Here is a 25,751-nt window from a genome sequence, read left to right on the forward strand (position 1 = left end):
GTGGATCGGGGGCGGGGGAGGTGTGCGGCGTGGTCGGTCCGCTTGCCTTGCCGGCCGCCGGTTCGTTGGTTGGAGCGGGCTGGCTTGCGTTGCCGGCCGACGGTTGCTGACCGGAGAAAGGAGCACCACCGTCGCGGCCGGACGGGACTACACCCGGCTCGTCACCGGCTTCGGGAGTGCGGTCGGCAGGTAGTCAGCCGCCACCAGCTGGGGGCCTCCGTTGCCGGGCGGCGCCCGGAACGACAGCACCCACACCGAGCCCTTCTTGCTCGGCACCTTCTCGCCCCCGTCGACCGGCAGGCGCACGCCGTCCCGGACAGCCAGCCGCTCCACGAGGTCCGGGATCACCCCGCCCTGGCTGCACACCACGGGCGACCCACCCGCCGACACCAGCGCCAGCAGCCGGGCCAGTCCCGCCGCCCGGTCGTTCCAGTAGTGCTCCTCGGCCATCAGGTCCTCGTGCTCCACCGGGACCCCGAGGTCGTCCGCCAGGCCGCGCACCGTCTGCTCGCACCGCAACCGCGGCGCGGCCACCACCCGGTCCGGTCCGAACAGTGGCAGCAGCACCCGCAGCGCCGCCGCCTGGCGAAGGCCGCTCGGGGACAGCGGGCGCAGGTCGTCGTCGCCGCGCCACTCGTCCCGTTTCCCGGCCTTCGCGTGCCGCACGAGCAGCAGTGTCGTCAACCCCGCGGGCAGCGCCTCGAATTCGTCCAGCACCGACCGGTCGCCGTCGTACGTCAGCAGCCCCGCCGCCTCCGCGGGCGGGAGCCACCGCAGCTCGTCGACCTCCTCGTTGGGCTCGAAGGCGCCCGAGACGACCGCCGCGCTGTAGTAGTCGACGGTCTTCGGCCCGGCCTCCACCGTGTACCGCACCGTCTTCAGGTGCCGCCCCAGACGCGCCCGGAACCCGGTCTCCTCCGCGATCTCCCGCACCGCCGCGGCCGGGAGGGTCTCCCCGTCGTCGAGCTTCCCCTTCGGCAGCGACCAGTCGTCGTACCGCGGCCGGTGGGCCACCGCCACCTCGACCCCGCCCGGACCGGTCCGCCACAGCACCGCACCCGCGGCGCGGACACGAACAGAACTCACCCGTTGGCCCCGTGCTTCTTCAACAACTCGTTCTGGTGGTCGCGGACCTGCGAGGTGTCCGCGGGCGAGGGCTGCCACTCGCCGTTGTCGGTCAGCACCCAGCAGCGCGTCGCCGGGTCCAGCGCCGAATCCAGGATGTCGTCCAGTTGCCTGGTCAGTCGCACGTCCTTGACCTGCACCATCGCCTCGATCCGGCGGTCGAGGTTGCGGTGCATCATGTCCGCGCTGCCGATCCAGTAGGTGCGCCCGCCGAGGAAATGGAAGATGCGGGAATGCTCCAGGAACCGCCCGAGAATGGACCGGACGGAAATGTTCTCGGACAGTCCGGGCACGCCGGGTTTCAGGGCGCAAATACCCCGCACCACGATCTCCACCGGAACCCCTTCGGCGGAGGCCCGGTAGAGCGCGTCGATGATTTGCTCGTCGACCAGCGAGTTGCACTTGATGCGGATACCGGCTTCCGCGCCGGCGTGCTTGTGCTCGATCTCCTCGTCGACGAGCCGCAGGATGCCGCGCCGGATCCCGGCCGGCGAGGTGAGGATGTTGCGGTAGGTGTCCTGCCGCGAATACCCGGTCAGCACGTTGAACAGGTCGGTGATGTCCGCGCCGATGTCCGGGTCCGCGGTCAGCAGGCCGACGTCCTCGTACAACCGCGCCGTCTTCGGGTTGTAGTTGCCGGTGCCGATGTGGCAGTAGCGGCGGATGGTCGAGCCCTCCTGGCGCACCACCATCGCGACCTTGCAGTGCGTCTTGAGCCCGACGAGCCCGTAGACCACGTGCACCCCGGCCCGCTCCAGCGCGCGGGCCCAGGTGATGTTGGCCTCCTCGTCGAAGCGGGCCTTGATCTCCACCAGCGCCACGACCTGCTTGCCCGCCTCGGCGGCGTCGATCAGCGCGTTCACGACGGGGGAGTCACCGGAGGTGCGGTACAGCGTCTGCTTGATGGCCAGCACCTTGTCGTCCCTGGCGGCCTGCTCGATGAACCGCTGCACGCTCGTGGAGAACGAGTCGTAGGGGTGGTGCACGAGCACGTCGCCCTCGCGCAGGGTGGCGAAGACGCTCTTGGGCGTCTCGTGCTCACCGAACGCCGGGTGCGTGGCCGGGACGAAAGGGCGGTCCTTCAGTTCCTTGCGGTCCAAACTGGAAAGCTGCATCAGGCACGTCAGGTCCAGCAGGCCCGGCACCTCGACCACGTCGTGCGGGTCGACCTCCAGCTCCCGCAGCAGCAGGTCGAGCACGTGCTCGCTCATGTCGTTGGCGACCTCGAGCCGCACCGGCGGGCCGAACCGGCGCTGCGCCAGCTCCCGCTCCAGCGCCTGCAGCAGGTCCTCGTCGCGGTCCTCGTCCACGTCCACGTCGGCGTTGCGGGTCACCCGGAAAACGTGGTGCTCGGTGACCTCCATGCCGGTGAACAGCTCACCGAGGTGCGCGGCGATCAGTTCCTCCAGCGGCAGGAACGTCGCGACGCGGCTCTCCCGCTGCTGCTCGACGCGGATCAGGCGCGGCACGTTGTTCGGCACCTTGACCCGGGCGAACCGCTCGGTGCCCAGGTCCGGGTCCCGCACGGTGACGGCCAGGTTCAGCGACAGCCCGGAGATGTAGGGGAACGGGTGCGCCGGGTCGACCGCCAGCGGCGTGAGCACCGGGAAGATCTGCTCGGAGAAGTAGTCCGACAGGCGTGCCTGGTCGTCCGGCTCCAGATCGGCCCAGCACACGATCTGGATGTCGTGCTTGGCCAGCTCCGGGCGGACGTGCTCCTCGAACGCGGCGGTGTGCCGCTCGACCAGGTCCTGGTTGCGCTTGGCGATGTAGGCCAGCTGCTCGCGCGGGGTGAGCCCGTCGGCGCTGCGCACCGGCAGCCCGGTCTCGTCGCGGCGCTTCAGCCCGGCCACCCGGACCATGTAGAACTCGTCCAGATTGGACGCGAAGATGGCGAGGAACTTGGCCCGCTCCAGCAGCGGCTGGGAGGCGTCCTCGGCCAGCGCCAGCACCCGGGCGTTGAAGTCCTGCCACGACAGCTCGCGGTTGAAGTACCGGTCGTCGGGCAGGGACGCCGGCGGCAGGTCCGACGACGGGGTCACCGCCGGGGGCGCGGACGGGATGGCGCGGAATCTCGTGGGCGCGGCGGTCTCGCCGGACGCCGGTGGGGTCGTTGCCGGGGGAAGGGTCTCGTCGCTGCTCACACTGGCATTGTTCCTTACTTCGGGCCTGCCTGCCGATACGCCGAGTGAGAGATTGAGCAGTTCACCTGTGCTCTTGAGGACCACCCGGAGCAGTTCGCCCAGCGGCCGGGTGATGTTCACGCCACCTCCTGTGCGCAGAGCAACGCCCGGGTGCGGGCGCCCACGCCCAGCTCGCACGCCTCGTCCAGATCCGCCGGGGTGTCCACGTCCCGGCGCAGCGACGGCACGTCCAGCTCCAGCGGCACCGCGCCGGACCCGGCGTGCGCCGCGGCCGAACCCGGGCCGAACCGCGGATCCAGCGGCGCGCCGGGTGCCGACAGCAGCAGTGTCGTGCCGGTGCCCTCGGCGTCCGCGGTGAACGCCCGCCGCCCGCCCGCCGCGTCGAGCGCGGCGGCCAGGTCCGCGGGACGCAAAGCGGGCAGATCGGCTTGAATCGCTCCGACGACGCCGTCCGGGTCCCGCTCGCGCAGCAGCGCCTCGCCCTGCCGCAGCGCCGCGTTGAGGTCGGCCGGACCGTGCTCGCGGACGATCTCCACACCGGGGCGGCGCAGGCCGGACACCGCGGCCGGATCGGCGGCGACCACCAGCACGCGGCGCACCCCCGCCGCGGTGGCCGCGGCCAGGGTGTCCCAGGCCAGGGCCAGCACGAGCGCCGGGTGGTCGCGCTCGCCGACGGCTCCGCGCAGGCGGGACTTGCCCGCGCGGGGCGGCTTCAGCGGGACGATCAGGCCGGAGATTTCGGCGGGTACGGGCACGCCCCCATCTTTCCGCAATCGTGCACCTAGGATCAGCTACCGGCAGCACACACCACAGCAGGAGGAGTCTTGGCCGGTCGTGAGAAGGGCGGGTTCTGGGTCGGAGCCGCCGCGGTGCTGTTCTACCCGGTGAGCTGGATCGGCAGGCGGGTCTACACCGGCGCCGAGCGCATCCCGCGGGAGGGCCCGGCGCTGGTGGTCATGAACCACGTCTCGCACATGGACCCCGCCGTCGACGCGGTGTTCATCCACCGCCAGAAGCGCGTCCCGCGGTTCCTGGCCAAGGACAGCCTCGCCCGGACGCCGATCTTCGGCAAGATCCTGGTGGGCGCGGGCAGCATCCCGGTCTACCGCGGATCGGCGCAGGCCGGGGACAGCCTCCGCGCCGCGCACCAGGCGCTGCGGGAGGGCAAGGTCGTCGTCATCTACCCCGAGGGCACCATCACCAAGGACCCGAACGGCTGGCCGAAGCGGTCCCACACCGGGGTCGCGCGGCTGGCGCTGGACAACGACGTCCCGGTGATCCCGGTCGCGCGCTGGGGCACCCAGCAGATCCTGGACTTCTACCACAAGAAGGTGCGGCTCATCCCGCGCACGACCGTGACGCACAAGGTCGGCGACCCGGTCGACCTGTCCGCCTACCGCGGCAAGCCGCAGACCGGGCCGCTGCTGCGGGAGGTGACGGAACTGCTCATGGAGCGGGTCACCGAGCTGCTGGCCGAGGTCCGCGGCGAACAGCCGCCGGCGCGCAAGCCCGAGGTGGCGGACTGACGATGGTGCAGCGCATCACCGTGCTCGGCGCGGGTTCGTGGGGCACCGCGTTCGCCAAGGTGCTCGCCGACGCGGGCCGGGACGTGACGATGTGGGCCCGGCGAGCCGAGATGGCCGGGGAGATCCGCGACAAGCACAGCAACAGCGGATACCTCCCGGACATCGAGCTGCCCGCGAACCTGACGGCCACGCACGATCCGGCCGAGGCGCTGGCCGGTGCGGAGGCGGTCGTGCTGGCCGTGCCGAGCCAGAGCCTGCGCGCGAACCTCACCGGCTGGCGGGAGCTCCTGCCCTCCGGCGCGATCCTGGTCAGCCTCGCCAAGGGTGTCGAACTCGGCACGCTCAAGAGGATGAGCGAGGTGATCGCCGAGATCAGCGGGGTGTCCGGGAACGAGATCGTGGTGGTGTCCGGCCCGAACCTGGCGCGCGAGATCGCGCAGGGGCAGCCGGCCGCCGCGGTGCTCGCGTGCACCGACCACGACCGGGCGGTCGCGATCCAGCAGGCCAGCTTCAACTCCTACTTCCGGCCCTACACCAACACCGACGTGGTGGGCTGCGAGGTCGGTGGCGCGGCGAAGAACGTCATCGCGCTGAGCTGCGGCATGGCGGTCGGCATGGGCCTGGGCGCCAACACCACGGCCACGCTCATCACGCGCGGGCTGGCGGAGATCGCGCGCCGGGGCACGAAGCTGGGCGCCGACCCGCTGACCTTCGCCGGGCTCGCCGGGGTCGGCGACCTCGTGGCGACGTGTTCGTCCCCGCTGTCGCGCAACCGCACGTTCGGCGAGCGGCTGGGGCGGGGCGAGACGCTGGAGCAGGCGCAGGCCGCCGGCGGCGGCCAGGTCGCCGAGGGTGTGATGTCGTGCACGTCCATCCGGGAGCTGGCGCGCAAACACGGCGTCGACATGCCGATCACGGACGCGATGCACCGCGTGTGCCACGAGGGCGCCGACCCGCGGCAGGTGGGCGCCGAGCTGCTCGGGCGCAGGCAGAAACACGAGTGGTCCTAGTAGGTGGAACGGAGTTGACGCCCGCCCGGCCCGCTGGTTGGGTGGGCGCCATGACGACGCGTGGCCAGATGACCCGGCGGGATCTCCGCCGTGCGGCCGCGCTGTGTCCTTGTTGTTGTCGCTGACCCAGCCCAGCCTGCCGACAACCCCTTTTACTTCCGAGGACACCTGTTTTCATGTTCGCCGTTCCGGACAACACCATTGCCCTGACCGAAAAGCCCGTCCTGCGCCACCCGGTGCGCGTCGCGCTCGAGTTCGCCGCCGACCGCGACCGCTGGCGGCACCTGCTGCGCTACGACCCGGACACGCGGTTCTCCGCGCTCGTCGAAGCGCGTGCGGACGAGGAGATCTGGCTGATGGGCTGGCTGCCCGGCCAGCACACCGACCTGCACGACCACGGGCATTCGACGGGCGCGTTCACCGTCGTCAGCGGTCGGCTCACCGAAACCGTCGCGCGGCGCGGCGTGACCGAGGTGCACCCGTTGTCGGCGGGGCAGTCGCGGGTCTTCGGGCCCGGGTACGTGCACCAGGTGCGCAACGACGGCCCCGACCCGGCGATCAGCGTGCACGTCTACCGCAGCGGCGGCCGGGTCATGCGGCCGTACCACCTGGATCCGGTCGCCGGACCGGTGCGCGACTGACGTTTCGCCCCTTCGGGAAAGCTCGGCGAAGTGTCGCCGACGGTGCGGTCCCCGGACGGGTCGGTGACCGTCACGATCGCGCCGAACGGTGCGCTGCAACGCCTCGAACCCGGGCACCGCGCGTGCGACCTCGGCCCGGCTCACCGCGGCGATCATGCAGGCCGTGCGGGAGGGGCAGCGGCGGGCCGCGCGGACGGTCGCCGATTCGTTCGTGGTGATCGCCGGTGAGGGCGAATCCGCCGACGTGATCCGGAGTTTCCTGCCGCCGGTCGAGGACGAGCCGGAGGACTTCGCCCAGCCCGAGGCGGAAGCGACACCGCCGGTTCCGCGACGGCCGCGCCCGGGGACGGCCGGGGACGGCCGGGGTGGTCGGCGGGTGCGTCGGCGACATCGGCATCTTCGGGATGGCGGGGCAGATCTTCGGCGCCGGTGTGACGTTGTGGTGCGGCAAGGCCGAGGATCAGCTGAACACGTACTCGGGCACGATCACCGAGTTCGCGGACAACGTGCGCGAAGCCGCGAAGGCCCACGACGCGCACGACTCCGGGACCGCCGCCGGGTTGCTGGGATTCACGGCGTGAGCGAGTACCAGCCCGGGGACGTCGGCCTGCACACGGCCGGGATGGCGCTGGAGACGCTGGGGCTCGTGCTCGACCCGATCGGCGGTTACCTGGAGAACGCCGGGAAGTCGATGAAGGTCGCCGGTGGCCTGGTGGGCGCCTTCCGCGGCATCGTGCGCGACCTGATCGCCATGCTGCTGGCGACGATCATCAAGGGCGCGCTGATCGCGGCGGCGCTGGCGCCGGTGTCGTTCGGGGCGTCGATCGTGGTCTTCATCGGCACCACGATCGGCATGGTGGCGACCGCGCTGGGCAAGATCGGCGCGAAGATCGCCGAGCTGACCCGGAAGCTGGTGGACCTCGCCGGAGCCAAGCCCCCGTCGGCGAAGCCCGGTTCGAACGGCCCGGCGCCGGACCCCAAGACGCACCACTGCTTGTCCGAGCAGATGTCCCAGACGATCAAGGACGAGCTGTCCGAAATCGAGGGTGTCACGCCCGCGATGCTGGAGAGGTTCGACAAGATCAGCAACTTCTCGGTGGCGCAGCTGGGCACGCTGTTCGGCCCGGCGGGCGCCGAGAAGTTCGAGCAGGCGATCAAGTACCTGACGGACCCGTGGTTCGGCTACCGGGGCCTCGCCGGCAAGACGATCATCGACATGATCAAGGGCATCCCGACGAGCGTAGGCGACATCACCGGCGGCGACGAGTGATCCGCGCTCCCCCGCGGAGCACGGCGTCGGCGAGCCCCCGCGCTACCGGCCACGAGCACGCACGTGCGGCGGAATCGGCGCGCCCTCGGGCGTGTACGCGGCCGGCACCGGCTCGCCGAAGGTGGTCTGGACCGGCACCACCCCGGCCCAGATCTCGTGGCTGTCCATGTCCTCCGGATCGTCGATCGGCTCGCCCGCGCGGATCTTCACCGACGCCTCCGCCAGGTCCAGCGCCAGCACCGAAACCGACGCCAGCTCCTTCGCGTTCACCGCCCGCGCGTGGTCCCACGAGCCCGGCGTCAGGTGCTCGGTCACCACGTGCAGCCCGTGCATCTTCTCCTCGCCCGTCACCAGCCGCGCGGTTCCGTGCACCACCGCGCTGCGGTAGTTCATCGAGTGGTTGTTGAGCGAGCGCGCGTACACCAGACCGTCGACCAGCGTGACCGTCACACACACGTCGATGCCCCGCGCCGCCGCGCGCAGGTTCCCCGAACCGGTCGAGCCGTGGAAGTACAGCGTGTCGCCGTCGCGGCCGTACCCGGTGGGCACCACGACGGGCGAGCCGTTCAGCACCAGCCCGAGGTGGCAGATCAGGCCCTCGTCGAGCACCTCGTACAGGCGCTCGCGATCGGTGGCCGCGCGGTCCTTCTTGCGGGTCAGGGTACTGCGCGGGGTCGGCGAGAGTGTGGTCATGCCGTCAGCATGCGGCGTATAGTGGACTTCCAGTAGATCCACTTTCGGAGCAAAACGAAAGGCCACTTCGCGTGTCCCAGCCCGCCACCGCGCTGCCCGTCGCCCTCGACCGCGAGTCCGGGACCCCGCTGGCCGTGCAGCTCGCCGACGCCCTGCGCGACGCGGCCGCGACCGGGCACCTGCGCGGCGGCGACCGGCTGCCGTCCACCCGCGCCCTGGCCGCGCTGCTGGGCGTGAGCCGCACGGTCACCTCGGCCGCCTACGACCAGCTGCACGCCGAAGGCTGGATCACCGGGCGGCACGGCTCGGGCACCTACGTCACCACTTCACCACCGAGCGACCGGCCGGTCCACCGGGCGGTCCCGGGCGAGGTCGCCGAACCGGACGAGCTGCTCGACCTCACCCCGGGCACGCCGTGGGCGGCGGGCATCGACCGTGCCGCCTGGCGCCGGGCCTGGCGCGCCGCCGCCGACACCCCGCCGCTGACCCGCGCGCACCGCGCCGGCCTGCCGGAGTACCGGGCGGCGATCGCCGAGCACCTGCTGCGCCACCGCGGGCTGGCGGTCGGCACCGACTCCGTGCTGGCCACCGGCGGCACCACCGCCGCGGTGTTCGAGCTGGCCGGGGCCGTGTTCCGGGCCGGGGACACGGTCGCCGTCGAGGAGCCCGGCTACCAGCGCGCGGTGGAGGCGTTCCTGAGCGCCGGGCTGAAGGTCGTCGGGGTGCCGGTGGACGGCGAGGGCCTGCGCACCGACGCGATCCCGCCCGGCGTGCGCGGCGTCTACTGCTCGCCGGCGCACCAGTACCCGATGGGGTCGCGGCTCAACGCGGCCCGCCGGGTGGAGCTCGTCGAGCGGGCCCGCGCCGAGAACATGCTCGTCATCGAGGACGACTACGACGGTGAGCTGCGGTTCGACGTCGCCCCGCTGCCGCTGCTGGCCGCGCTCGCGCCGGACGTCGTGGTGCACCTGGGCACGACCAGCAAGATCCTCACGCCCACCCTCGGCGCCGGCTGGATGGTCGCGCCGGGCGCGGTGACGTCGTCGGTGCTGGGGCACCGCGACCGCACCGGAACCCGTCCGTCGCCGGCCGGGCAGCGCGTGCTGATCGAGCTCGCGCGGCACGGTGACCTGGGCCGTCACCTGCGGAAACTGCGCCGTGAGTTGTCCGAGCGGCGGGTGGTGCTGGTGTCGGCCTTGCGGGCGGCCGGGATTCCGGTGCTGGGCGACGACGCGGGCGCGCACCTGGTGGTGCCGTTCACGTCCGCCGAGGCCGAACGGGAGTGCCTCGCGGCGGGACGGATGCGCGGGATCCGTCTCGATGGTTTGGCCCGCCACTTCGCGGGAACGCCCACGGCGTATGGCGTGGCGATCGGTTACGCGGGCTGTTCGCGCGAGGCGCTGGGCGGCGCGCTGGACGAGCTGGTGGGCTTACTGCGCTGATCGGATCAGGGCAAGAGCCCGGTAGGGTGACGGCCCATGAGGAAGACGCGGGTGGCCGTGGTGTTCGGCGGCCGGAGCACCGAGCACACGATCTCGTGCCTGTCGGCGGGCAGCGTGCTGGCTCATCTGGACCGCGACCGCTTCGAGGTCGTGCCCATCGGGATCACCCGCGAGGGCGGCTGGGTGCTGGGCACCGCCGACCCGAAGACCCTCACGATCTCCGACCGGCGGCTGCCCTCCGTCGACGGCGGCCAGTCGCTGGTCCTCGCCGGGGACCCGACGCGGCGCGAGCTGGTCGTGACCGAGCCCGGCGCCGAGGCGCTCGGTGGTGTCGACGTCGTCTTCCCCGTGCTGCACGGCGCCTTCGGTGAGGACGGCACGCTGCAGGGGCTGCTGGAGCTGGCCGGGATCCCGTACGTGGGGCCGGGCGTGCTGGCCAGCGCGGTGGCGATGGACAAGGGCTACGCGAAGAAGCTCCTCGCCGCGGAGGGCCTGCCGGTCGGGCGTTACGTCGAGCTGCGCCGCGGACAGTCCACTCTGGACGAGGCGGACCGGGAACGGCTGGGGCTGCCGGTGTTCGTCAAGCCGTCGCGGGCGGGGTCGTCGATCGGGATCAGCAAGGTGACCGACTGGGCCGACCTGGACGCGGCGATCGCCCTGGCGCGCGAGACCGACCCGAAGGTGCTGGTCGAGGCGGCGGTGCCGGGGCGCGAGGTCGAGTGCGGCGTGCTGGAGTTCCCGGACGGCCGGGTGGAGGCGTCGCTGCCGGCCGAGGTGCGCGTGCTCTCCGACGACGAGTCCGCCTGGTACGACTTCGAGACGAAGTACATCGGCGAGGACGCGGAGCTGGACATCCCCGCCAAGTTGGACGATTCGGTCACCGAGAAGCTGCGCGCGCAGGCGGTGAAGGCGTTCCAGGCGCTCGACTGCCAGGGCCTGGCGCGGGTGGACTTCTTCGTGGGCCCGAACGGCGAACTGACGGTCAACGAGGTCAACACGATGCCCGGCTTCACGGCGACGTCGGCGTACCCGAAGATGTGGCAGGTCACCGGCGTGGATTACCGCACCCTGCTGACGACGCTGATCGACACCGCGCTGGCACGGGGCACCGGGCTGCGCTGAGGCCGCCGGCCGCTGCGCTCAGAAGCGCAGCGGCACAGTGCGCCGGTCGCGCACGGCCCGGACCGGGCTGCATCGGGGCGCGGCCGCTGGTCCTGGCGGAGCCGGGGACCGCGCCGCCACTTCCCGGCCGAGCCAGGGGCCCTGCGCTCAGAAGCGCAGCGGCACAGTGCGCCGGTCGCGCACGGCCCGGACCGGGCTGCATCGGGGCGCGGCCGCTGGTCCTGGCGGAGCCGGGGACCGCGCCGCCACTTCCCGGCCGAGCCAGGGGCCCTGCGCTCAGAAGCGCAGCGGCACCGCGGGCAGCGTGGCCGCCACCGTGTCCGAGATCTGCTGCAGCGGCCCGGTCCCCGCGGAGTCGGGCACCGTCAGCGCCACGTACACCGCCCGGTCGACCACGTACCACGTCGACGAGCCCGGGCCCTCCACCGGCAGCCACTGCACTCCGCTGACCACCCGCAACTGGCTCGTCGGCGTCAGCTCCGGTGGCTTGCCCAACCCGCAGCGCAGCACGATCGACTCCGGGGAGCCCCACGCGATCGTCGCCTCCGGGGCGGGTTCGGCGATCGTCCGGCGGGGTAGCGCGGTGCCCTTCGAGTCCAGCTGCGCCGGCATCGCCGGGATCAGCTGCGCGCACCCGGCCGAACCGGCCTGCGGGGCGTCCACCGGCACCAGCGCCAGCGGGCCCGCCTCGTCACCGGAGCCGCGCACCACCAGCCCGATGACCGCGACCCCGGCCGCCAGCACGACCACCACCACGGCCGCGACCACCAGCAGTGCCCGCGGCGGTGCCCCGGTCTCGGTGTCCGGCATCGCTTACAGGTGCACCACGGGGCAGGTCAGCGTGCGCGTGATGCCCTCGACACCCTGCACCTTCGCGACCACGAGCTGCCCGAGCTGGTCGACGTTGTCGGCTTCGGCGCGCACGATCACGTCGTAGGGGCCGGTCACATCCTCGGAACTGGTGACGCCGGGGATCCCGGCGATCTCCGCCGCGACCGCGGCGGCCTTGCCGACTTCGGTCTGGATGAGGATGTATGCGTGGACCACGGCGCGCCCCTTCGTCTCCGGCGTCGAACTCAAGGTAGGAACGTGGTGAGAACCTACCGCACGAACCACGAATTTAGGTCATCCGACTATCGAGCGACCGAGGTGACGCATGTCAACCCACCAGGCATCCGACTCCGGCACGGTCGCCGGAATGGGTGAGTTCGGCCTCATCCGCGCCGTGACCGAGAACCGAAGACAACCCGCGCCGACCCTCCTCGGACCCGGCGACGACGCCGCGGTCGTGGCCGCGCCCGACGGGCGGGTGGTCGCCACGACCGACGTCCTCGTCCAGGGCGTGCACTTCCGGCTGGACTGGTCCACTCCGGACCAGGTCGGGCGCAAGGCGGTGGCGGAGAACTTCGCCGACGTCGCCGCGATGGGCGCGGTGCCCACGGCCGTCCTCGTCGGGCTCGCCTGCCCGCCGGACACGCCCGCGAAGGTCGTCCGGGAACTCAGCGACGGCCTGTGGGCGGAAGCGCAGCGCGCCGGCGCCGGGGTCGTCGGCGGCGACATGGTGCGCGCCGACCAGCTCGTGGTGAGCATCACCGCGCTCGGTGACCTGCAGGGCCGCGCGCCGGTGACGCGTTCGGGCGCGCGGCCGGGGGACATCGTCGCGGTGTCCGGGCGGCTGGGCTGGGCCGCGGCCGGTCTGGCCACGCTCGGCCGCGGTTTCCGCTCGCCGGTCGCGGTCGTCAACGCCCAGCGCGCGCCCGAACCGGACTACGCCGCCGGCCCCGCGGCCGCGATCGCCGGGGCGACGGCGATGATCGACGTCTCGGACGGCCTGCTCGCCGACCTCGGCCACATCGCGGAGGCGTCCGGCGTGGGCATCGACGTGCTGACCGAGCACCTGGAGGTCGACCAGAAGCTGGTCGACGTGGGCACCGCGCTGGGCGCGGACCCGCTGACCTGGGTGCTGACCGGCGGCGAGGACCACGCGCTGGTCGCCACGTTCCCGTCGTTCGCCGACCTGCCCGAGGGCTGGCGGCGGATCGGCTCGGTCACGCTGGCCGATTCGGGCGTGACGGTCGACGGTGAGCAGTACCACGGCGAAAGTGGCTGGGAGCACTGGCGCTGACCCCGTTACGGTGACCCGTTATGGACCTTCGCGTGGTCGCCTACGACGATCCGGACGCGGTCGAGCTGATCGACGCCGTGCAGCAGGAGTACGTCGTGCGGTACGGCGAAACGGACGCCACCCCGGTCGATCCGGCCGAGTTCGCGCCGCCGCTGGGGTTGTTCGTCGTCGGCTACCTGGACGGGGAGCCGGTCGCCTGCGGTGGCTGGCGTGCCCGCGGTGACGACGAGGTCGAGCTGAAGCGCATGTACGTCGCCGATGCCGCTCGGGGCAAGGGTTTCGCCCGCGCGGTGCTGGCGGAGCTGGAGCGGACGGCGCTCGCGGCCGGGCGACGGCGGCTCGTGCTGGAGACCGGGCTGAAGCAGCCGGAGGCGATCGCGCTGTACCGGTCGGCCGGCTACACCGACGTTCCGGCGTTCGGCCACTACCGGGACGATCCGCTGTCGGTGTACCTGGGCAAGGACTTGGAGGATTCGAGTGGCGATCTACGCGCTGGGTGAGCTGACCCCGTCGATCCACCCGACGGCGTTCGTGCACCCGGACGCCACGGTGATCGGCGACGTGCGGATCGGGCCGGACGCGTCGGTGTGGCCGCAGGCCGTGCTGCGCGGGGACCACGGCTACATCGAGATCGGCGAGCGGTCCAACGTGCAGGACGGGTGCGTGCTGCACTGCACCGCCCAGGACCCGACGATCCTGGGCCCGTCGTCGGCGATCGGGCACGCGGTGCACGTGGAGGGCGCGCGGATCGGCACCGGTTGCCTCATCGCCTCGGGTTCGGTGGTGCTGAACGGCAGCGTGATCGAAGACGGCGCGATGGTCGGCGCCGGGGCGGTGCTGTCGTATTCGGCGCACGTGCCGTCCGGGCACATCGCGCTCGGGGTGCCGGCCAAGGTGCGGGAGAACACGTCGTTCGGGCCGGACAAGATCCAGCGCGTGGTGGACGGCTACGTCGAGCGGGCGCAATGGTTCCGCACCGCCCTGCGACGGCTGGATTAGGGACGGCCGATCAGGAGAGTTGCCGTGCGCGGGCCGGGGCGCCCGGGCCGGCCGCCTGAGCGGCGGCAGCGATTCGGCGCGGCGCCGCTCGGTGCCGGGCCCGGCCGCTTCGGGCGATGGTGCGGCCCGCCGGAACGGGAGCCGTGGCGGCGAGCGGGGCAGCGGCACGCCGCCCCTCGCCTGGGCTAGGGCGGTGTTTCCTGAACGAGGAAGCCACTCGTGATTGCCATGAGGTGGACGGTTGCCTCGTAGCGGCCGGCGAGCTTGTCGTACCGGGTGGCGTGACAGCGGCTTTTGGCCCTGTTCGATGGCCAGATGCAGCTTGGCGGTCCATCCACACCGCGAGCACCAGGCCGTGATCAGCCGGCTCGCGCTGCCCGACTCCGCTGGTGATCAGGCCGCCGCGTCCGCACGCGCTTGCAACGCCGCCAGGATCAGCCTCCACACTCCGGCGCGCTGCCAGCGCCGGAACAGGCCGTTCACGGCCAGGTCGGCTCGCCCCGTGGCCGCTCGACCTAGGGCAGCTTCCAGTCCACCGGCTCGGCGCCCTGCCGCTGCAGCAGCTCGTTCGCGCGGCTGAAGGGCTTCGACCCGAAGAAGCCGTTGCGGGCGGACAGCGGGCTCGGGTGCACCGACTCGATGCACGGCACCCCGCCGAGCAGCGGCTTCAGGCTGCGCGCGTTGCTGCCCCACAGGATCGCCACCATCGGCTTGCCGCGGGCGGCCAGCGCGCGGATCGCCTGCTCGGTGACCTCTTCCCAGCCCTTGCCCTTGTGCGAATTGGGCGAACCGGGGCGCACGGTCAGCGACCTGTTGAGCAGCAGCACGCCCTGTTCGGTCCACGGCGTGAGGTCACCGTTGGACGGCGCCGGGTAGCCGAGGTCGTCGCAGTACTCCTGGTAGATGTTGATCAGGCTCTTCGGCAGCGGCCGCACCTCCGGCGCCACCGCGAAGCTCAGCCCGATCGGGTGGCCCGGCGTCGGGTACGGGTCCTGGCCGACGATCAGCACCTTGACGTCGTCGAAGGGCTGCTGGAACGCCCGCAGCACGTGCTCGCCCGCCGGGAGATACTTGCGACCCGCGGCGATCTCCGCGCGCAGGAACTCACCCATCGCGGCGATCCGGTCGGCGACCGGGTCCAGCGCCTTCGCCCAGCCGGCCTCAACGACTTCGTGCAACGGTTTCGCAGCCACGGCGGCGTACTCTAGCGCCACCCCGGGCACGCGAAAACGGCGGATGCCGCAGGGCACCCGCCGTTTCCGATGAAGTCTGCAGCGATCAGCCGCGAACGACCTTGCCGGCCTTCAGGCACGAGGTGCAGACGTTCAGCCGCTTGCGCTGGGACACGCCGATCTTGGCGTGCACGGTCTGGATGTTCGGGTTCCAGCGGCGGTTGGTACGCCGGTGGGAGTGCGAGACGGACTTGCCGAAGCCCGGTCCCTTGCCACAGACGTCGCACACGGCAGCCACGTCGAACTCCTTTGACGATCAGGGAAGACAAAACACGCCCGGCGCGGGCCGGACACTCGGACCATAGTAAACGACGGTCCTTCGCCCTCCGGCGACCGGGTCGCTACCCTGGCCTGACCAGGGAGGAGGTCGGCGGTGCGGGCTCTGGACGAGCATGCCATCACAGCGTGGGCGGCGGCCTGCGTGCACAGCCTGGAGGTGCTGTGCCCGGCCATCAACGGCATCAACGTCTACCCGGTCGCCGACTCCGACACCGGCTCCAACCTGCTGCACACCATGTCCGGCGCGCACGCCCGCCTGATCGCCGAACCCGCCACGGACAGCGCGGCGACGGCACTGTCCGTGCTCGCCCGGGGCGCCGTCCTCGCCGCGCGCGGCAACTCCGGCGTGATCCTCTCGCAGGTCCTGCGCGGTCTCGCCGAAACCGCCGCCGCCGCGAGCGAGCTGGACGGGCCCACCCTGGCCAAGGCCCTGGCGAACGCGCACCGCACCGCCACCGACGCGGTCGCCCGCCCGGTCCAGGGCACGATGCTCAGCGTCCTGCAGGCCGTGGCCCAGGCGGTCACGCAGCCCGGTGACCTCGCCGACGTCGTCGCGATCGCCGCCAAGGCCGCTTCGGAAGCCCTCGAGCAGACCCCGCACCAGCTGCCGGTCCTCGCCGCGGCCGGGGTCGTGGACGCGGGCGCGCGCGGGCTCGTCGCGGTCTTCGACGCCCTGGCCGGCGTGGTCACCGGCACCGAGACCCAGATCGCGCACTCCTGCGAGGCGCACACCCGCGGCGAACCGGACGCCGAGCCGGCCCCCTACGCGTGGGAGGTCATGTACCTGCTGGACGGCGTCGCCGACGCGGACGTCCCGGTCCTGCGCCGGGCGCTGTCCGAACTGGGGGACAGCGTCACCGTGGCCGGGGACGGCAGCGGGGGACACGCCGTCCACGTGCACTGCGCGGACATCGGTGCCGCGATCGAGGCCGGTCTGCGGGCGGGCACGCCGAGCAACATCCGCGTCGAACCGCTGATCACACCGACCCCGATCGAACCGCCGTCCGGCCCGGACCGCGCGGTGGTCGCCGTCGTGCACGGCGAGGAGCTGGCCGCGCTGCTGCGGGAGGAGGGCGTCGCGGTGCTCGCGGTGCCCGACCACGCCACGCCGAGCGTCGAGGAGATGCTCGGCCTGATCACCGAGCGGGCGGCCGGTCACATCACCGTCCTCGCCGGCGGCGCGAGCCTGACCAGGGCCGCCGACGACGCCGCCGGCCACCCGATGATCGGCGACCGGGACGTGGTGGTCATCCCGTGCGCGTCGCCGGTCCAGGTGCTGTCCGCGCTGGCCGTGCACGACGTGCAGCGCCGCGCGAACGACGACGTCGTGGCCATGGCCGAGGCGGCCGCGGCAACGCGGCGTGGCGAGCTCGTGGTCGCCGCCGAGGAGTCGATAACCTGGGTGGGACGGGCCCACGCCGGTGACCTGATCGGTTTCGTCGACGGCGAGGTCGTGCTCGTCGAACCGGCCGGCGCCGAGCCCGCCGAGGCGGCGCTGGGTGTGCTGAACCGGATGCTGGCCGTCGGCGGCGAGCTGGTCACCGTGCTGACCGGGACCGAGGCGCCGCCGGGCCTGACCGACGAGCTGCGGGAGCGGTTGCGGGCGCAGCGACCGGAGGTGGAGTTCGTGGATTACCCCGGCGGCCAGGCCGACGCCGTGCTGCTGATCGGTGTGGAGTGAACGCGTGACCGGACTGCGTGACAAGCTGCCCCCGCTGCTGGGCGCCAGGACCGCGAAGGCGCTCGCCGAGTCGCTGGACATCCACACCGTCGCGGACCTGCTGCGGCACTACCCGCGCCGCTACGCCGAGCGCGGTGAGCTGACCGACATCGCCGGGCTGGAGATCGGCGAGCACGCGACCGTCATGGCGCGCGTGGAGAAGGTCAACATGCGCCGCATGCGCAACAAGCCGGGGCACATCCTGGAACTGGTCATCACCGACGGCCACCGCAGGCTGTCGTGCGCGTTCTTCGGCCGCCCGCACCAGCACGAGCGGCAGCTGCGGCTGGGTCGCACCGGGTTGTTCGCCGGCAAGGTCACCGCGTTCCGCAACACGCTCCAGCTCGCCAACCCCGAGTACCAGATGCTCGACGGCGACGACGACAGCGCGATGGACGACTTCGTGGGCGCGATCATCCCGGTCTACCCGGCCGCGGCCGGGATGCCGTCGTGGTCCATCGCGCGGTGCGTGCGCCAGGTGCTGGACACCCTGGAGCGCGAAGAGGACCCGATGCCGCGCGAGTTGCTCGACAGCCGCCAGCTCATGGACCTGTTCGACGCGCTGCACAACATCCACCGCCCCAAGGACCGCGACGCGCTGGAGGCCGCGCGGGACCGGCTGAAGTGGGACGAGGCCATGGCGGTGCAGCTGATCTTCGCGCAACGCCGGTACTCCGCGGTGTCCCGGCCGGCGCCCGCGTGCGCGCGCACGACGGACGGCCTGCTGGACGCCTTCGACCAGCGGCTGCCGTTCGAGCTGACCGAGGGCCAGCGCGCGGTGGGCGAGGACATCGCCGCCGACCTCGCCAGCGAGCACCCGATGAACCGGCTGCTGCAGGGCGAGGTCGGCAGCGGCAAGACGGTCGTCGCGCTGCGGGCGATGCTCCAGGTGGTCGACTCCGGCCGCCAGGCCGCGATGCTCGCGCCCACCGAGGTGCTCGCCGCGCAGCACGCCCGGTCGCTGCGCGAGATGCTCGGCGACCTGGGGCAGGCCGGTGAGCTGGGCGCCGCGGAGAACGCGACGAAGGTGACGCTGCTGACCGGGTCGATGTCGACGAAGGAACGCAAGCAGGCGCTGCTGGACACCGCCAGCGGCGGCCCGGGGATCGTCGTCGGCACGCACGCGCTGATCCAGGACACGGTGTCCTTCGCCGATCTGGGCCTGGTGGTGGTGGACGAGCAGCACCGGTTCGGCGTCGAGCAGCGGGACGCGCTGCGTTCCCGCGCGGCGAACGGCGGCAGCCCGCACGTGCTGGTCATGACCGCGACGCCGATCCCGCGCACGGTCGCGATGACGGTCTACGGCGACCTGGAAACCTCGGCGCTGCGGCACATGCCGGTCGGGCGGTCGCCGATCAAGACGAGCGTGGTGCCGGTCGCGGAGAAGCCGGCGTGGCTGGACCGGGCGTGGCAGCGGCTGGTCGAGGAGGTCCGCAAGGGCCACCAGGCGTACGTGGTGTGCCCGCGGATCGGGGACGAGCCGGCGTCGAACAACAGCGACCGCCGTCCGCCGCTGGCGGTGCTCGACGTCGCCGCCGAGCTGGAGAACGGGCCGCTGTCGGAGCTGCGCCTGGGGATTCTGCACGGCCGGATGCCGCCCGACGACAAGGACGCCGTGATGCGCGCGTTCGCGGCGGGCAAGCTGGACGTGCTGGTCGCGACCACGGTGATCGAGGTCGGCGTGAACGTGCCGAACGCGACGATGATGGTGATCATGGACGCCGACCGGTTCGGGGTCAGCCAGCTGCACCAGCTGCGTGGCCGGGTGGGCCGGGGCAGCGTGCCCGGGCTGTGCCTGCTGGTCACCGAGACGCTGGACGGCACCGCGACGCGCGAGCGACTGGCGGCGGTGGAGTCCACAACGGACGGGTTCGAACTGTCCCGGTTGGACCTGGAGCTGCGGCGCGAGGGCGACATCCTGGGCGCGACCCAGTCCGGCAAGCGCTCCAGCCTCAAGCTGCTTTCGCTGCTGCGCGACGAAGACGTCATCGCGGCCGCGCGGGAGCGGGCGCAGGAGATCGTCAGCGGCGACCCGGCGCTGGACCGGCATCCGGGCCTGGCGCACATGGTGTCCGACCTGGTCGATTCCGAGCGCGCCGAGTACCTCGAGAAGTCCTGACGCACGATCGGGCGACGGCCCGAGTTGTGCGTGATCTCCGGCGGCGCAACGCTGAGGCGTGCTCAAGACTGGATTACGCGCGGTCATCGGTTCGGCACTGCTCGTCCTCGCCGCCGTGGCGCCGGCTTCGGCCGCGCCCGGTGCGCAGCAGAACCCGCCGAGCTGGGCCCTGGACCGGATCGACCAGCGCGGCAAGGCCGGCGACCAGACCTACCACTACGACAGCACCGGCGAGGGCGTCACGGTGTACGTGATCGACACCGGGGTCGACGCGGCGCTGCCGGACCTGGCCGGGCGGGTGGACCCGGGCAAGGACTTCGTCGGCGGCACCGACAACCCGGCCGACGGCAACGGCGACGGCACGCGGATGGCCGGGATCGTGGCCGGCACGGAGTTCGGCGTCGCGAAGGCCGCGCGGATCGTGCCGGTCAAGGTGCTCGACGACAAGGGCAACGGGCGGCTCAACAACATCATCTCGGGCATCGACTGGGTCACCCAGAACGCGAAGCAGCCCGCCGTCGCGGTGATCGGTTTCGGCGGGCCCGCGTCCGACGGCCTGGACAACGCGGTGCGGCGGCTGATCGGCGTGATGCCGGTGGTCGCGGCGGCCGGGTGGTCGGGGGTGGACTCGTCGTTCTCCTCGCCCGCGCGGATCCCGGAGCTGCTGACCGTGGGAGCGGTGGACAAGGCGGACGCCTTCGCGCCGAAGTCGAACTTCGGGCTGGGGGTGGACCTGCTGGCGCCGGGGGTGGACGTGCCGTCGACCGCGCCGGGGGCGACCGCCGCGACGCCGTTCTCGGGCACCTCGATGGCGGCGGCGTTCGTCGCGGGCGCCGCGGCGCTCTACCGGGCCCAGTACCCCGACAAGACGCCCCAGCAGGTGATGGACGCCCTGATCAACAACTCGACGCCGGACGTGCTGACCGGCCTGCCGCAGGGCACACCGAACCGGCTGCTGTACACGCGGTTCGAGAAGGAGAACGCGGCGAGCTGAATTGCAGAAGCCCGTGACGGCGGCTGAAGGCGCCGAAGTCGCGCCCGGTGCAGGGCAACCTCATTCCGGTGTCGCGGAGGCACTCGGTGAGGTTGCCCGCACTGACCTCGGTGACCTTCCCGTTGCCGCAAGCACGGGCGAGGAGCCACACCGTTTCCGTGCACAGGCAGACCGTAGGCGCGCCCGACCCTTACCGCGTCGCGATCGTCGGTGACAGCGATGCCGCCTTGTCGCTCCACGACGGCAAAGACGCTGGGCTCCCCGAGGTTGCGAGGTTCTTCGCGAAACAGGACGTCGAGGCGTTCTGCAAGTGCGAAGTGACTCGGACAGGTCGTGTCGAAGGCGAGCATCGATCAGGGCGCCGACTCGGCTTCGTTGCGCAGAGGCAGATCCTCGATCGTGATCTGACCGTGCAGCAGTTCGACGGCTCGGTTCGAGGTGATCTTGTCGAACCTCCAGGCTTGGATCACCGCGTGTGCGAAGGTGGGCGGAACCGTCACCGAGGTCAGACCGGGCTGCGGAGCCCATCCGAGGGCTTCGAGTATCTCGGCGCGTGTCGGTGTGCGCCATCGACGGGCCGTGCTCCCGTCGATGACCTTTGCGTGTTGCGCTTGTCTGAGCGCTGTCGACCAGGACGTCCGATAGCGTGCGGCGAGTTCGATCAGATATTCGCGGGCCACGCTCTCGTCTCGCGGCCAGCCGTCGGTGATCACCGCGACCGGCAACAGCAGTTCGGCGGCGAACGCGCCGATGGCTCGCTCTCTTTCCTCGCGCGAAGCCGCGACACCGAGATCCGTCGAATACTCATCGCCCAGAACGAGGTGGCCCAGCTCGTGAGCGGCAGTGGCACGGCGACGACCGGGGTCGGCCGCACTGTTCACGACCGCCACTGCCAGCCCGTCGTCCGTCAGCGAAGCACCGTCCCCAGTCAGCTCAGTGACGAGCAGGAACTGTCCGGCGCGCTCGCATACCGACATCATCGTGTCAATGGGCCTGGTGCCAAGGTCCAGGTGCTCACGTAGCCAGGATGCAGCTTCCCGCGCCGCTGGTAGCCCGTCGACCTTGCCCGGAAAAATCACCACATCCAGGGGCGGTAGCTGTCCGAGGTCCACCAGTTGGCGGACGTCCCGTAGCCACTCGAACAAGGCGGCTTCCAGGCGTGACTCAGCGCGCCCGGAGTTCGTTCCGGTGTCGTCCAAGGGAAGGCTGCTGCGCCGGGAGACCACCGCCGGGCGCGCGTCCAGGAAGTACCCGATCGACACTGAGAGTGCCTCGGCGAGACGCGCCAGCTCAAGGGCGTCCAGACGTCGCGCTCCACGCTCGATTTTCACGACCATCGTGCGGTCCAGACCGATCTCGGCGGCCAGCTCGGCCTGGGACAGCCCAGCGCCCAAGCGCGCCTCACGCACGCGCTCGCCGATCTCGGTCCATTCCACACAGCCACGGTTAGTGCGATTTTCGCACATGTCAAGCGTGGTTGGTTCTATCGACGCAATCGAGGAAGCTGCATTACCCCGCACCACTGTGCGGCATGCGCACGTTCCGGATGATGTCCATCACCCGGGACTGAACTCCCGATGAGCGGGATCGGCAAGGTAACGTCACAGCACTACCGATCCGTGAACAGGGAAGGACCGGGCATGTTTCGCAAGGTGCTGGTCGCCAACCGCGGGGAAATCGCCATCCGGGCGTTCCGCGCGGGCTACGAGCTGGGCGCGGGCACAGTGGCGGTGTTCCCCCACGAGGACCGCAACTCGCTGCACCGTCTGAAGGCCGACGAGGCCTACGAGATCGGCGAACCGGGACACCCGGTCCGCGCCTACCTCGACGTGGAAGAGATCGTCGGCGCCGCGCGGAAAGCCGGTGCGGACGCGGTGTACCCCGGCTACGGATTCCTGTCCGAGAACCCCGATCTCGCGCGCGCGTGCGAGGAAGCCGGCATCACCTTCGTCGGCCCGAGCGCGGAAATCCTGGAACTGACCGGTAACAAGGCGCGCGCCGTCGCGGCCGCGCGTGAGGCCGGGGTGCCGGTGCTCGGCTCGTCGCAGCCGTCCACGAACGTCGACGAGCTGACCGCCGCGGCCGAGGAGATCGGGTTCCCCGTCTTCGTCAAGGCCGTCGCCGGTGGTGGCGGCCGCGGCATGCGCCGCGTCAACGATCCCGCGCACCTGCGCGAGTCGATCGAGGCCGCGATGCGCGAGGCCGAGTCGGCCTTCGGCGACCCCACCGTGTTCCTGGAAAAGGCCGTCGTCGACCCGCGGCACATCGAGGTCCAGATCCTCGCCGACGGCGCCGGCAACGTCATCCACCTCTTCGAGCGCGACTGCTCCGTCCAGCGGCGGCACCAGAAGGTCATCGAGCTGGCGCCCGCCCCCAACCTCGACCCCGAGCTGCGCGACCGCATCTGCAACGACGCCGTCGCGTTCGCCCGCAAGATCGGCTACCGCAACGCGGGCACCGTCGAGTTCCTGCTCGACCGGGACGGCAACCACGTCTTCATCGAGATGAACCCGCGCATCCAGGTCGAGCACACGGTGACCGAGGAGGTCACCGACGTCGACCTGGTGCAGTCGCAGCTGCGCATCGCCTCCGGCGAGACGCTCGCCGACCTCGGCCTGTCGCAGGAGAAGGTCTACCTGCGCGGCGCCGCGATGCAGTGCCGCATCACCACCGAGGACCCGGCCAACGGGTTCCGCCCGGACACGGGCATGATCAGCGCCTACCGCTCGCCCGGCGGTTCGGGCATCCGCCTCGACGGCGGCACCGCGTTCGCCGGCACCGAGATCAGCGCGCACTTCGACTCGATGCTGGTGAAGCTCACCTGCCGCGGCCGGGACTTCAAGACCGCGGTGGGCCGCGCCCGCCGCGCGCTCGCCGAGTTCCGCATCCGCGGCGTGTCCACGAACATCCCGTTCCTGCAGGCCGTGCTCGACGACCCGGACTTCGCCGCCGGGCGCGTCACCACCTCGTTCATCGAGGAGCGGCCGCACCTGCTGACCGCGCGGCACTCCGCCGACCGCGGCACCCGGCTGCTGACCTACCTCGCCGACGTCACGGTCAACAAGCCGCACGGCGAGCGGCCGCGCCTGATCGACCCGGCCACGAAGCTGCCGTCGCTGCCCTCGGCCGAGCCGCAGGCGGGGTCGAAGCAGAAGCTGGCCGAGCTGGGCCCGGAGGGATTCGCGCGGTGGCTGCGCGAGTCGCCGACGCTGGGTGTCACGGACACGACCTTCCGCGACGCGCACCAGTCGCTGCTGGCGACCCGCGTGCGCACCAAGGACCTGCTGGCCGTCGCGCCGGTCGTGGCGCACACGCTGCCGCAGCTGCTGTCCCTGGAGTGCTGGGGCGGCGCGACCTACGACGTCGCGCTGCGGTTCCTCGCCGAGGACCCGTGGGAGCGGCTGGCGAAGCTGCGCGAGGCCGTGCCGAACATCTGCCTGCAGATGCTGCTGCGCGGCCGGAACACGGTCGGCTACACGCCGTACCCGACCGAGGTGACCAACGCCTTCGTCGAGGAGGCCACCAACACCGGCATCGACATCTTCCGCATCTTCGACGCCCTCAACGACGTCGAGCAGATGCGCCCGGCCATCGAGGCCGTGCGGGAGACCGGGAAGGCCGTCGCCGAGGTCGCGCTCTGCTACACCTCGGACCTGTCCGACCCCGGCGAGAAGCTCTACACGCTGGACTACTACCTCAAGCTGGCCGAGCAGATCGTCGGCGCCGGGGCGCACGTCCTGGCGATCAAGGACATGGCCGGCCTGCTGCGCGCGCCGGCCGCGGAGAAGCTGGTCTCCGCGCTGCGCAAGGAGTTCGACCTCCCGGTGCACATCCACACCCACGACACCGCGGGTGGTCAGCTGGGCACCTACCTGGCGGCGATCGGCGCCGGGGCGGACGCGGTGGACGGCGCCGTCGCGTCGATGGCGGGCACCACCTCGCAGCCGTCGCTGTCGGCGATCGTCGCGGCCACCGACCACTCGCCGCGGCCGTCCGGGCTGAGCCTGCGGGCGGTCGGCGACCTGGAGCCGTACTGGGAGATCGTGCGCAAGATCTACGCGCCGTTCGAGGCGGGCCTGGCCTCGCCGACCGGCCGCGTGTACGACCACGAGATCCCCGGCGGTCAGCTGTCCAACCTGCGCACGCAGGCCAAGGCGCTCGGGCTGGGCGACCGCTTCGAGGAGATCGAGGCGATGTACGCGGCGGCCGACCGCATCCTGGGCCACCTGGTCAAGGTCACGCCGTCGTCCAAGGTGGTCGGCGACCTGGCGCTGCACCTGGTGGGCGCGGGGGTCGAGCCGGAGAAGTTCGAGGCCGAGCCGAACCGCTACGACATCCCGGACTCGGTGATCGGCTTCCTGCGCGGCGAGCTGGGCGACCCGCCCGGCGGCTGGCCGGAGCCGTTCCGCACCAAGGCGCTCGAGGGCCGCGCCGAACCGAAGCCGGAGACCGAGCTGTCCGCCGAGGACCGCGAGGGCCTGGCGAAGGACCGCCGCGCGACGCTCAACCGGCTGCTGTTCCCCGGGCCGACCAAGGAGTTCGAGGAGCACCGCCGCGCCTACGGCGACACCAGCGTGCTGTCCAGCAAGGACTTCTTCTACGGTCTGCGCCCGGGCGAGGAGTACGCGGTCGACCTGGAGCCGGGCGTGCGGCTGCTGTTCGAGCTGGAGGCCGTCGGTGAGGCCGACGAGCGCGGCATGCGGACGGTGATGGCGACGCTGAACGGGCAGCTGCGGCCGATCCAGGTGCGCGACCGGTCGGTGGCCTCGGACCTGCCGGCGGCGGAGAAGGCCGACAAGTCCAACCCGAAGCACGTCGCCGCGCCGTTCGCCGGTGTGGTCACGCTGTCGGTGGCCGAGGGCGACGAGGTCGCCGCGGGCGCCACGGTCGCGACCATCGAGGCGATGAAGATGGAGGCGGCGATCACCGCGTCCGAATCGGGCAAGGTGGTGCGCCTGGCGATCAACTCGGTGCAGCAGGTCGAGGGCGGTGACCTGCTGATCGTGCTGGAGTAACACCCGAACGCAGAACTCGCGCACGGGAACGCAGGACTCGCGCACCGGCACGCAGAACTCGCGCACCGGAACGCAGAACTCGCGCACCGGGACGTGGGACTCGCGCGGAAGCCGACAGCCCGCGAGTCCCACGCTCACGCTCGCGAGTCCCACGCTCACGCTCGCGAGTCCCACGCTCACGCCCGCGAGTCCCACACTCGTGCTCGCGAGTCCCACACTCGTGCTCGCGAGTTCTGCGCTCGTGAGCGCGAGTTCGGCGGGCGGGGAAATCCGCGTGCGGCGGCCCCCGTGCCGT

23 protein-coding genes are annotated in these 25,751 nt (G+C 71.8%); 14 read left to right on the top strand and 9 right to left on the bottom strand.

The window, feature by feature from the left end; all coding sequences use genetic code 11:
* Nucleotides 1-147: 147 nt before the first annotated feature.
* From D0D28_RS13440 to cofC, 3 genes are all read right to left on the bottom strand, one after another.
* On the bottom strand, nucleotides 148-1,086 hold the full coding sequence (locus D0D28_RS13440; protein ID WP_116110802.1) for an NUDIX hydrolase: 939 nt from the start codon (nucleotides 1,084-1,086) through the stop codon (nucleotides 148-150).
* Nucleotides 1,083-3,269 (bottom strand): RNA degradosome polyphosphate kinase, encoded by a 2,187-nt coding sequence (locus D0D28_RS13445; RefSeq protein ID WP_116110803.1) that lies wholly within the window; start codon nucleotides 3,267-3,269, stop codon nucleotides 1,083-1,085. The genes D0D28_RS13440 and D0D28_RS13445 overlap by 4 nt, the downstream gene beginning before the upstream one ends.
* A gap of 116 nt (nucleotides 3,270-3,385) precedes the next feature.
* On the bottom strand, nucleotides 3,386-4,024 hold the full coding sequence (cofC, locus tag D0D28_RS13450; protein ID WP_116110804.1) for a 2-phospho-L-lactate guanylyltransferase: 639 nt from the start codon (nucleotides 4,022-4,024) through the stop codon (nucleotides 3,386-3,388).
* Nucleotides 4,025-4,093: 69 nt separating this feature from the next.
* Here cofC and D0D28_RS13455 point away from each other — a divergent pair, with 69 nt between their 5' ends.
* The 5 genes from D0D28_RS13455 to D0D28_RS35610 all read left to right on the top strand — a co-directional run bounded on the left by D0D28_RS13455 (nucleotide 4,094) and on the right by D0D28_RS35610 (nucleotide 7,716).
* Entirely contained in the window at nucleotides 4,094-4,795 is a 702-nt protein-coding gene (locus D0D28_RS13455) for a lysophospholipid acyltransferase family protein (protein WP_116110805.1), read from the top strand.
* A 2-nt stretch (nucleotides 4,796-4,797) separates the two neighbouring features.
* Nucleotides 4,798-5,805 carry an NAD(P)H-dependent glycerol-3-phosphate dehydrogenase gene (locus D0D28_RS13460; protein ID WP_116110806.1) on the top strand — a complete coding sequence of 336 codons (1,008 nt, stop codon included), beginning with the start codon at nucleotides 4,798-4,800 and terminating at the stop codon, nucleotides 5,803-5,805.
* Nucleotides 5,806-5,981: 176 nt separating this feature from the next.
* On the top strand, nucleotides 5,982-6,446 hold the full coding sequence (locus D0D28_RS13465) for a cysteine dioxygenase (RefSeq protein WP_116110807.1): 465 nt from the start codon (nucleotides 5,982-5,984) through the stop codon (nucleotides 6,444-6,446).
* A gap of 365 nt (nucleotides 6,447-6,811) precedes the next feature.
* The gene (locus tag D0D28_RS13475) at nucleotides 6,812-7,027 is read left to right on the top strand and encodes a hypothetical protein (protein ID WP_240323202.1); all 216 of its coding nucleotides are present in this window, start codon (nucleotides 6,812-6,814) and stop codon (nucleotides 7,025-7,027) included.
* Complete coding sequence (locus tag D0D28_RS35610; protein WP_162831055.1) at nucleotides 7,024-7,716, top strand: hypothetical protein; 693 nt, start codon at nucleotides 7,024-7,026, stop codon at nucleotides 7,714-7,716. Before D0D28_RS13475 ends, D0D28_RS35610 begins: the two co-directional genes overlap by 4 nt.
* A 42-nt stretch (nucleotides 7,717-7,758) precedes the next feature.
* Here the strand turns inward: D0D28_RS35610 and D0D28_RS13480 are convergent, their stop codons facing one another.
* Nucleotides 7,759-8,409 carry a pyridoxamine 5'-phosphate oxidase family protein gene (locus D0D28_RS13480; protein ID WP_094007368.1) on the bottom strand — a complete coding sequence of 217 codons (651 nt, stop codon included), beginning with the start codon at nucleotides 8,407-8,409 and terminating at the stop codon, nucleotides 7,759-7,761.
* Between the two features lie 71 nt (nucleotides 8,410-8,480).
* Here D0D28_RS13480 and D0D28_RS13485 point away from each other — a divergent pair, with 71 nt between their 5' ends.
* Together D0D28_RS13485 and D0D28_RS13490 are read left to right on the top strand one after the other, a co-directional pair.
* Nucleotides 8,481-9,851 carry a PLP-dependent aminotransferase family protein gene (locus D0D28_RS13485; RefSeq protein ID WP_116110808.1) on the top strand — a complete coding sequence of 457 codons (1,371 nt, stop codon included), beginning with the start codon at nucleotides 8,481-8,483 and terminating at the stop codon, nucleotides 9,849-9,851.
* A 36-nt stretch (nucleotides 9,852-9,887) separates the two neighbouring features.
* Entirely contained in the window at nucleotides 9,888-10,973 is a 1,086-nt protein-coding gene (locus tag D0D28_RS13490; protein ID WP_094007366.1) for a D-alanine--D-alanine ligase family protein, read from the top strand.
* 276 nt (nucleotides 10,974-11,249) lie between these two features.
* On the opposite strand, the gene D0D28_RS13495 is transcribed toward D0D28_RS13490, so the two are convergent.
* Both D0D28_RS13495 and D0D28_RS13500 read right to left on the bottom strand, forming a co-directional pair.
* Nucleotides 11,250-11,783 (bottom strand): DUF3515 domain-containing protein, encoded by a 534-nt coding sequence (locus D0D28_RS13495; RefSeq protein WP_116110809.1) that lies wholly within the window; start codon nucleotides 11,781-11,783, stop codon nucleotides 11,250-11,252.
* Nucleotides 11,784-11,786: 3 nt separating this feature from the next.
* The gene (locus tag D0D28_RS13500; RefSeq protein WP_017987495.1) at nucleotides 11,787-12,020 is read right to left on the bottom strand and encodes an Lrp/AsnC ligand binding domain-containing protein; all 234 of its coding nucleotides are present in this window, start codon (nucleotides 12,018-12,020) and stop codon (nucleotides 11,787-11,789) included.
* A 109-nt stretch (nucleotides 12,021-12,129) separates the two neighbouring features.
* Here D0D28_RS13500 and D0D28_RS13505 point away from each other — a divergent pair, with 109 nt between their 5' ends.
* Genes D0D28_RS13505 through D0D28_RS13515 form a run of 3 tightly spaced genes read left to right on the top strand, consistent with a single transcriptional unit; the run spans nucleotide 12,130 to nucleotide 14,097 of the window.
* Nucleotides 12,130-13,098: a thiamine-phosphate kinase gene (locus D0D28_RS13505; RefSeq protein WP_094007364.1), complete on the top strand. Its 969-nt coding sequence runs from the start codon at nucleotides 12,130-12,132 to the stop codon at nucleotides 13,096-13,098.
* A 20-nt stretch (nucleotides 13,099-13,118) separates the two neighbouring features.
* Nucleotides 13,119-13,598 (top strand): GNAT family N-acetyltransferase, encoded by a 480-nt coding sequence (locus D0D28_RS13510; protein ID WP_094007363.1) that lies wholly within the window; start codon nucleotides 13,119-13,121, stop codon nucleotides 13,596-13,598.
* Nucleotides 13,576-14,097 carry a gamma carbonic anhydrase family protein gene (locus tag D0D28_RS13515; protein WP_094007362.1) on the top strand — a complete coding sequence of 174 codons (522 nt, stop codon included), beginning with the start codon at nucleotides 13,576-13,578 and terminating at the stop codon, nucleotides 14,095-14,097. Before D0D28_RS13510 ends, D0D28_RS13515 begins: the two co-directional genes overlap by 23 nt.
* A 515-nt stretch (nucleotides 14,098-14,612) precedes the next feature.
* Here the strand turns inward: D0D28_RS13515 and D0D28_RS13520 are convergent.
* Both D0D28_RS13520 and rpmB read right to left on the bottom strand, forming a co-directional pair.
* A complete protein-coding gene (locus D0D28_RS13520; RefSeq protein ID WP_116110850.1) occupies nucleotides 14,613-15,290 on the bottom strand; it encodes a uracil-DNA glycosylase in 678 nt (225 codons plus the stop codon).
* Between the two features lie 85 nt (nucleotides 15,291-15,375).
* Entirely contained in the window at nucleotides 15,376-15,567 is a 192-nt protein-coding gene (gene rpmB, locus D0D28_RS13525) for a 50S ribosomal protein L28 (RefSeq protein ID WP_017987500.1), read from the bottom strand.
* Nucleotides 15,568-15,702: 135 nt separating this feature from the next.
* On the opposite strand from rpmB, the gene D0D28_RS13530 reads away from it, so the two are divergent.
* From D0D28_RS13530 to D0D28_RS13540, 3 genes are read left to right on the top strand one after another with little or no spacing between them, the layout of a single operon-like run.
* Nucleotides 15,703-17,289: a DAK2 domain-containing protein gene (locus tag D0D28_RS13530; RefSeq protein WP_094007361.1), complete on the top strand. Its 1,587-nt coding sequence runs from the start codon at nucleotides 15,703-15,705 to the stop codon at nucleotides 17,287-17,289.
* Between the two features lie 4 nt (nucleotides 17,290-17,293).
* Nucleotides 17,294-19,447 (top strand): ATP-dependent DNA helicase RecG, encoded by a 2,154-nt coding sequence (recG, locus tag D0D28_RS13535; protein ID WP_116110810.1) that lies wholly within the window; start codon nucleotides 17,294-17,296, stop codon nucleotides 19,445-19,447.
* A 58-nt stretch (nucleotides 19,448-19,505) separates the two neighbouring features.
* Nucleotides 19,506-20,441, top strand: coding sequence for a S8 family peptidase (locus tag D0D28_RS13540; RefSeq protein ID WP_116110811.1), 936 nt, complete (start codon nucleotides 19,506-19,508; stop codon nucleotides 20,439-20,441).
* Nucleotides 20,442-20,794: 353 nt separating this feature from the next.
* On the opposite strand, the gene D0D28_RS13545 is transcribed toward D0D28_RS13540, so the two are convergent.
* Nucleotides 20,795-21,877: a helix-turn-helix domain-containing protein gene (locus D0D28_RS13545; RefSeq protein WP_205413254.1), complete on the bottom strand. Its 1,083-nt coding sequence runs from the start codon at nucleotides 21,875-21,877 to the stop codon at nucleotides 20,795-20,797.
* Between the two features lie 204 nt (nucleotides 21,878-22,081).
* Between D0D28_RS13545 and D0D28_RS13550 the strand changes: the two genes are divergently transcribed.
* Entirely contained in the window at nucleotides 22,082-25,456 is a 3,375-nt protein-coding gene (locus tag D0D28_RS13550; RefSeq protein WP_116110813.1) for a pyruvate carboxylase, read from the top strand.
* Nucleotides 25,457-25,751: the final 295 nt, after the last annotated feature.

The organism is Amycolatopsis ruanii (assembly GCF_003385175.1).
Taxonomy (GTDB): Bacteria; Actinomycetota; Actinomycetes; order Mycobacteriales; family Pseudonocardiaceae; genus Amycolatopsis_E; species Amycolatopsis_E thermalba.

Excerpts from the sequence above, each read along its gene's own strand:
- D0D28_RS13460 (WP_116110806.1), top strand. The coding sequence starts at position 4,798 with ATGGTGCAGCGCATCACCGTGCTCGGCGCGGGTTCGTGGGGCACCGCG.
- D0D28_RS13465 (WP_116110807.1), top strand. The coding sequence starts at position 5,982 with ATGTTCGCCGTTCCGGACAACACCATTGCCCTGACCGAAAAGCCCGTC.
- D0D28_RS13480 (WP_094007368.1), bottom strand. The coding sequence starts at position 8,409 with ATGACCACACTCTCGCCGACCCCGCGCAGTACCCTGACCCGCAAGAAG.
- D0D28_RS13490 (WP_094007366.1), top strand. The coding sequence starts at position 9,888 with ATGAGGAAGACGCGGGTGGCCGTGGTGTTCGGCGGCCGGAGCACCGAG.
- D0D28_RS13495 (WP_116110809.1), bottom strand. The coding sequence starts at position 11,783 with ATGCCGGACACCGAGACCGGGGCACCGCCGCGGGCACTGCTGGTGGTC.
- D0D28_RS13505 (WP_094007364.1), top strand. The coding sequence starts at position 12,130 with ATGTCAACCCACCAGGCATCCGACTCCGGCACGGTCGCCGGAATGGGT.
- D0D28_RS13510 (WP_094007363.1), top strand. The coding sequence starts at position 13,119 with ATGGACCTTCGCGTGGTCGCCTACGACGATCCGGACGCGGTCGAGCTG.
- D0D28_RS13550 (WP_116110813.1), top strand. The coding sequence starts at position 22,082 with ATGTTTCGCAAGGTGCTGGTCGCCAACCGCGGGGAAATCGCCATCCGG.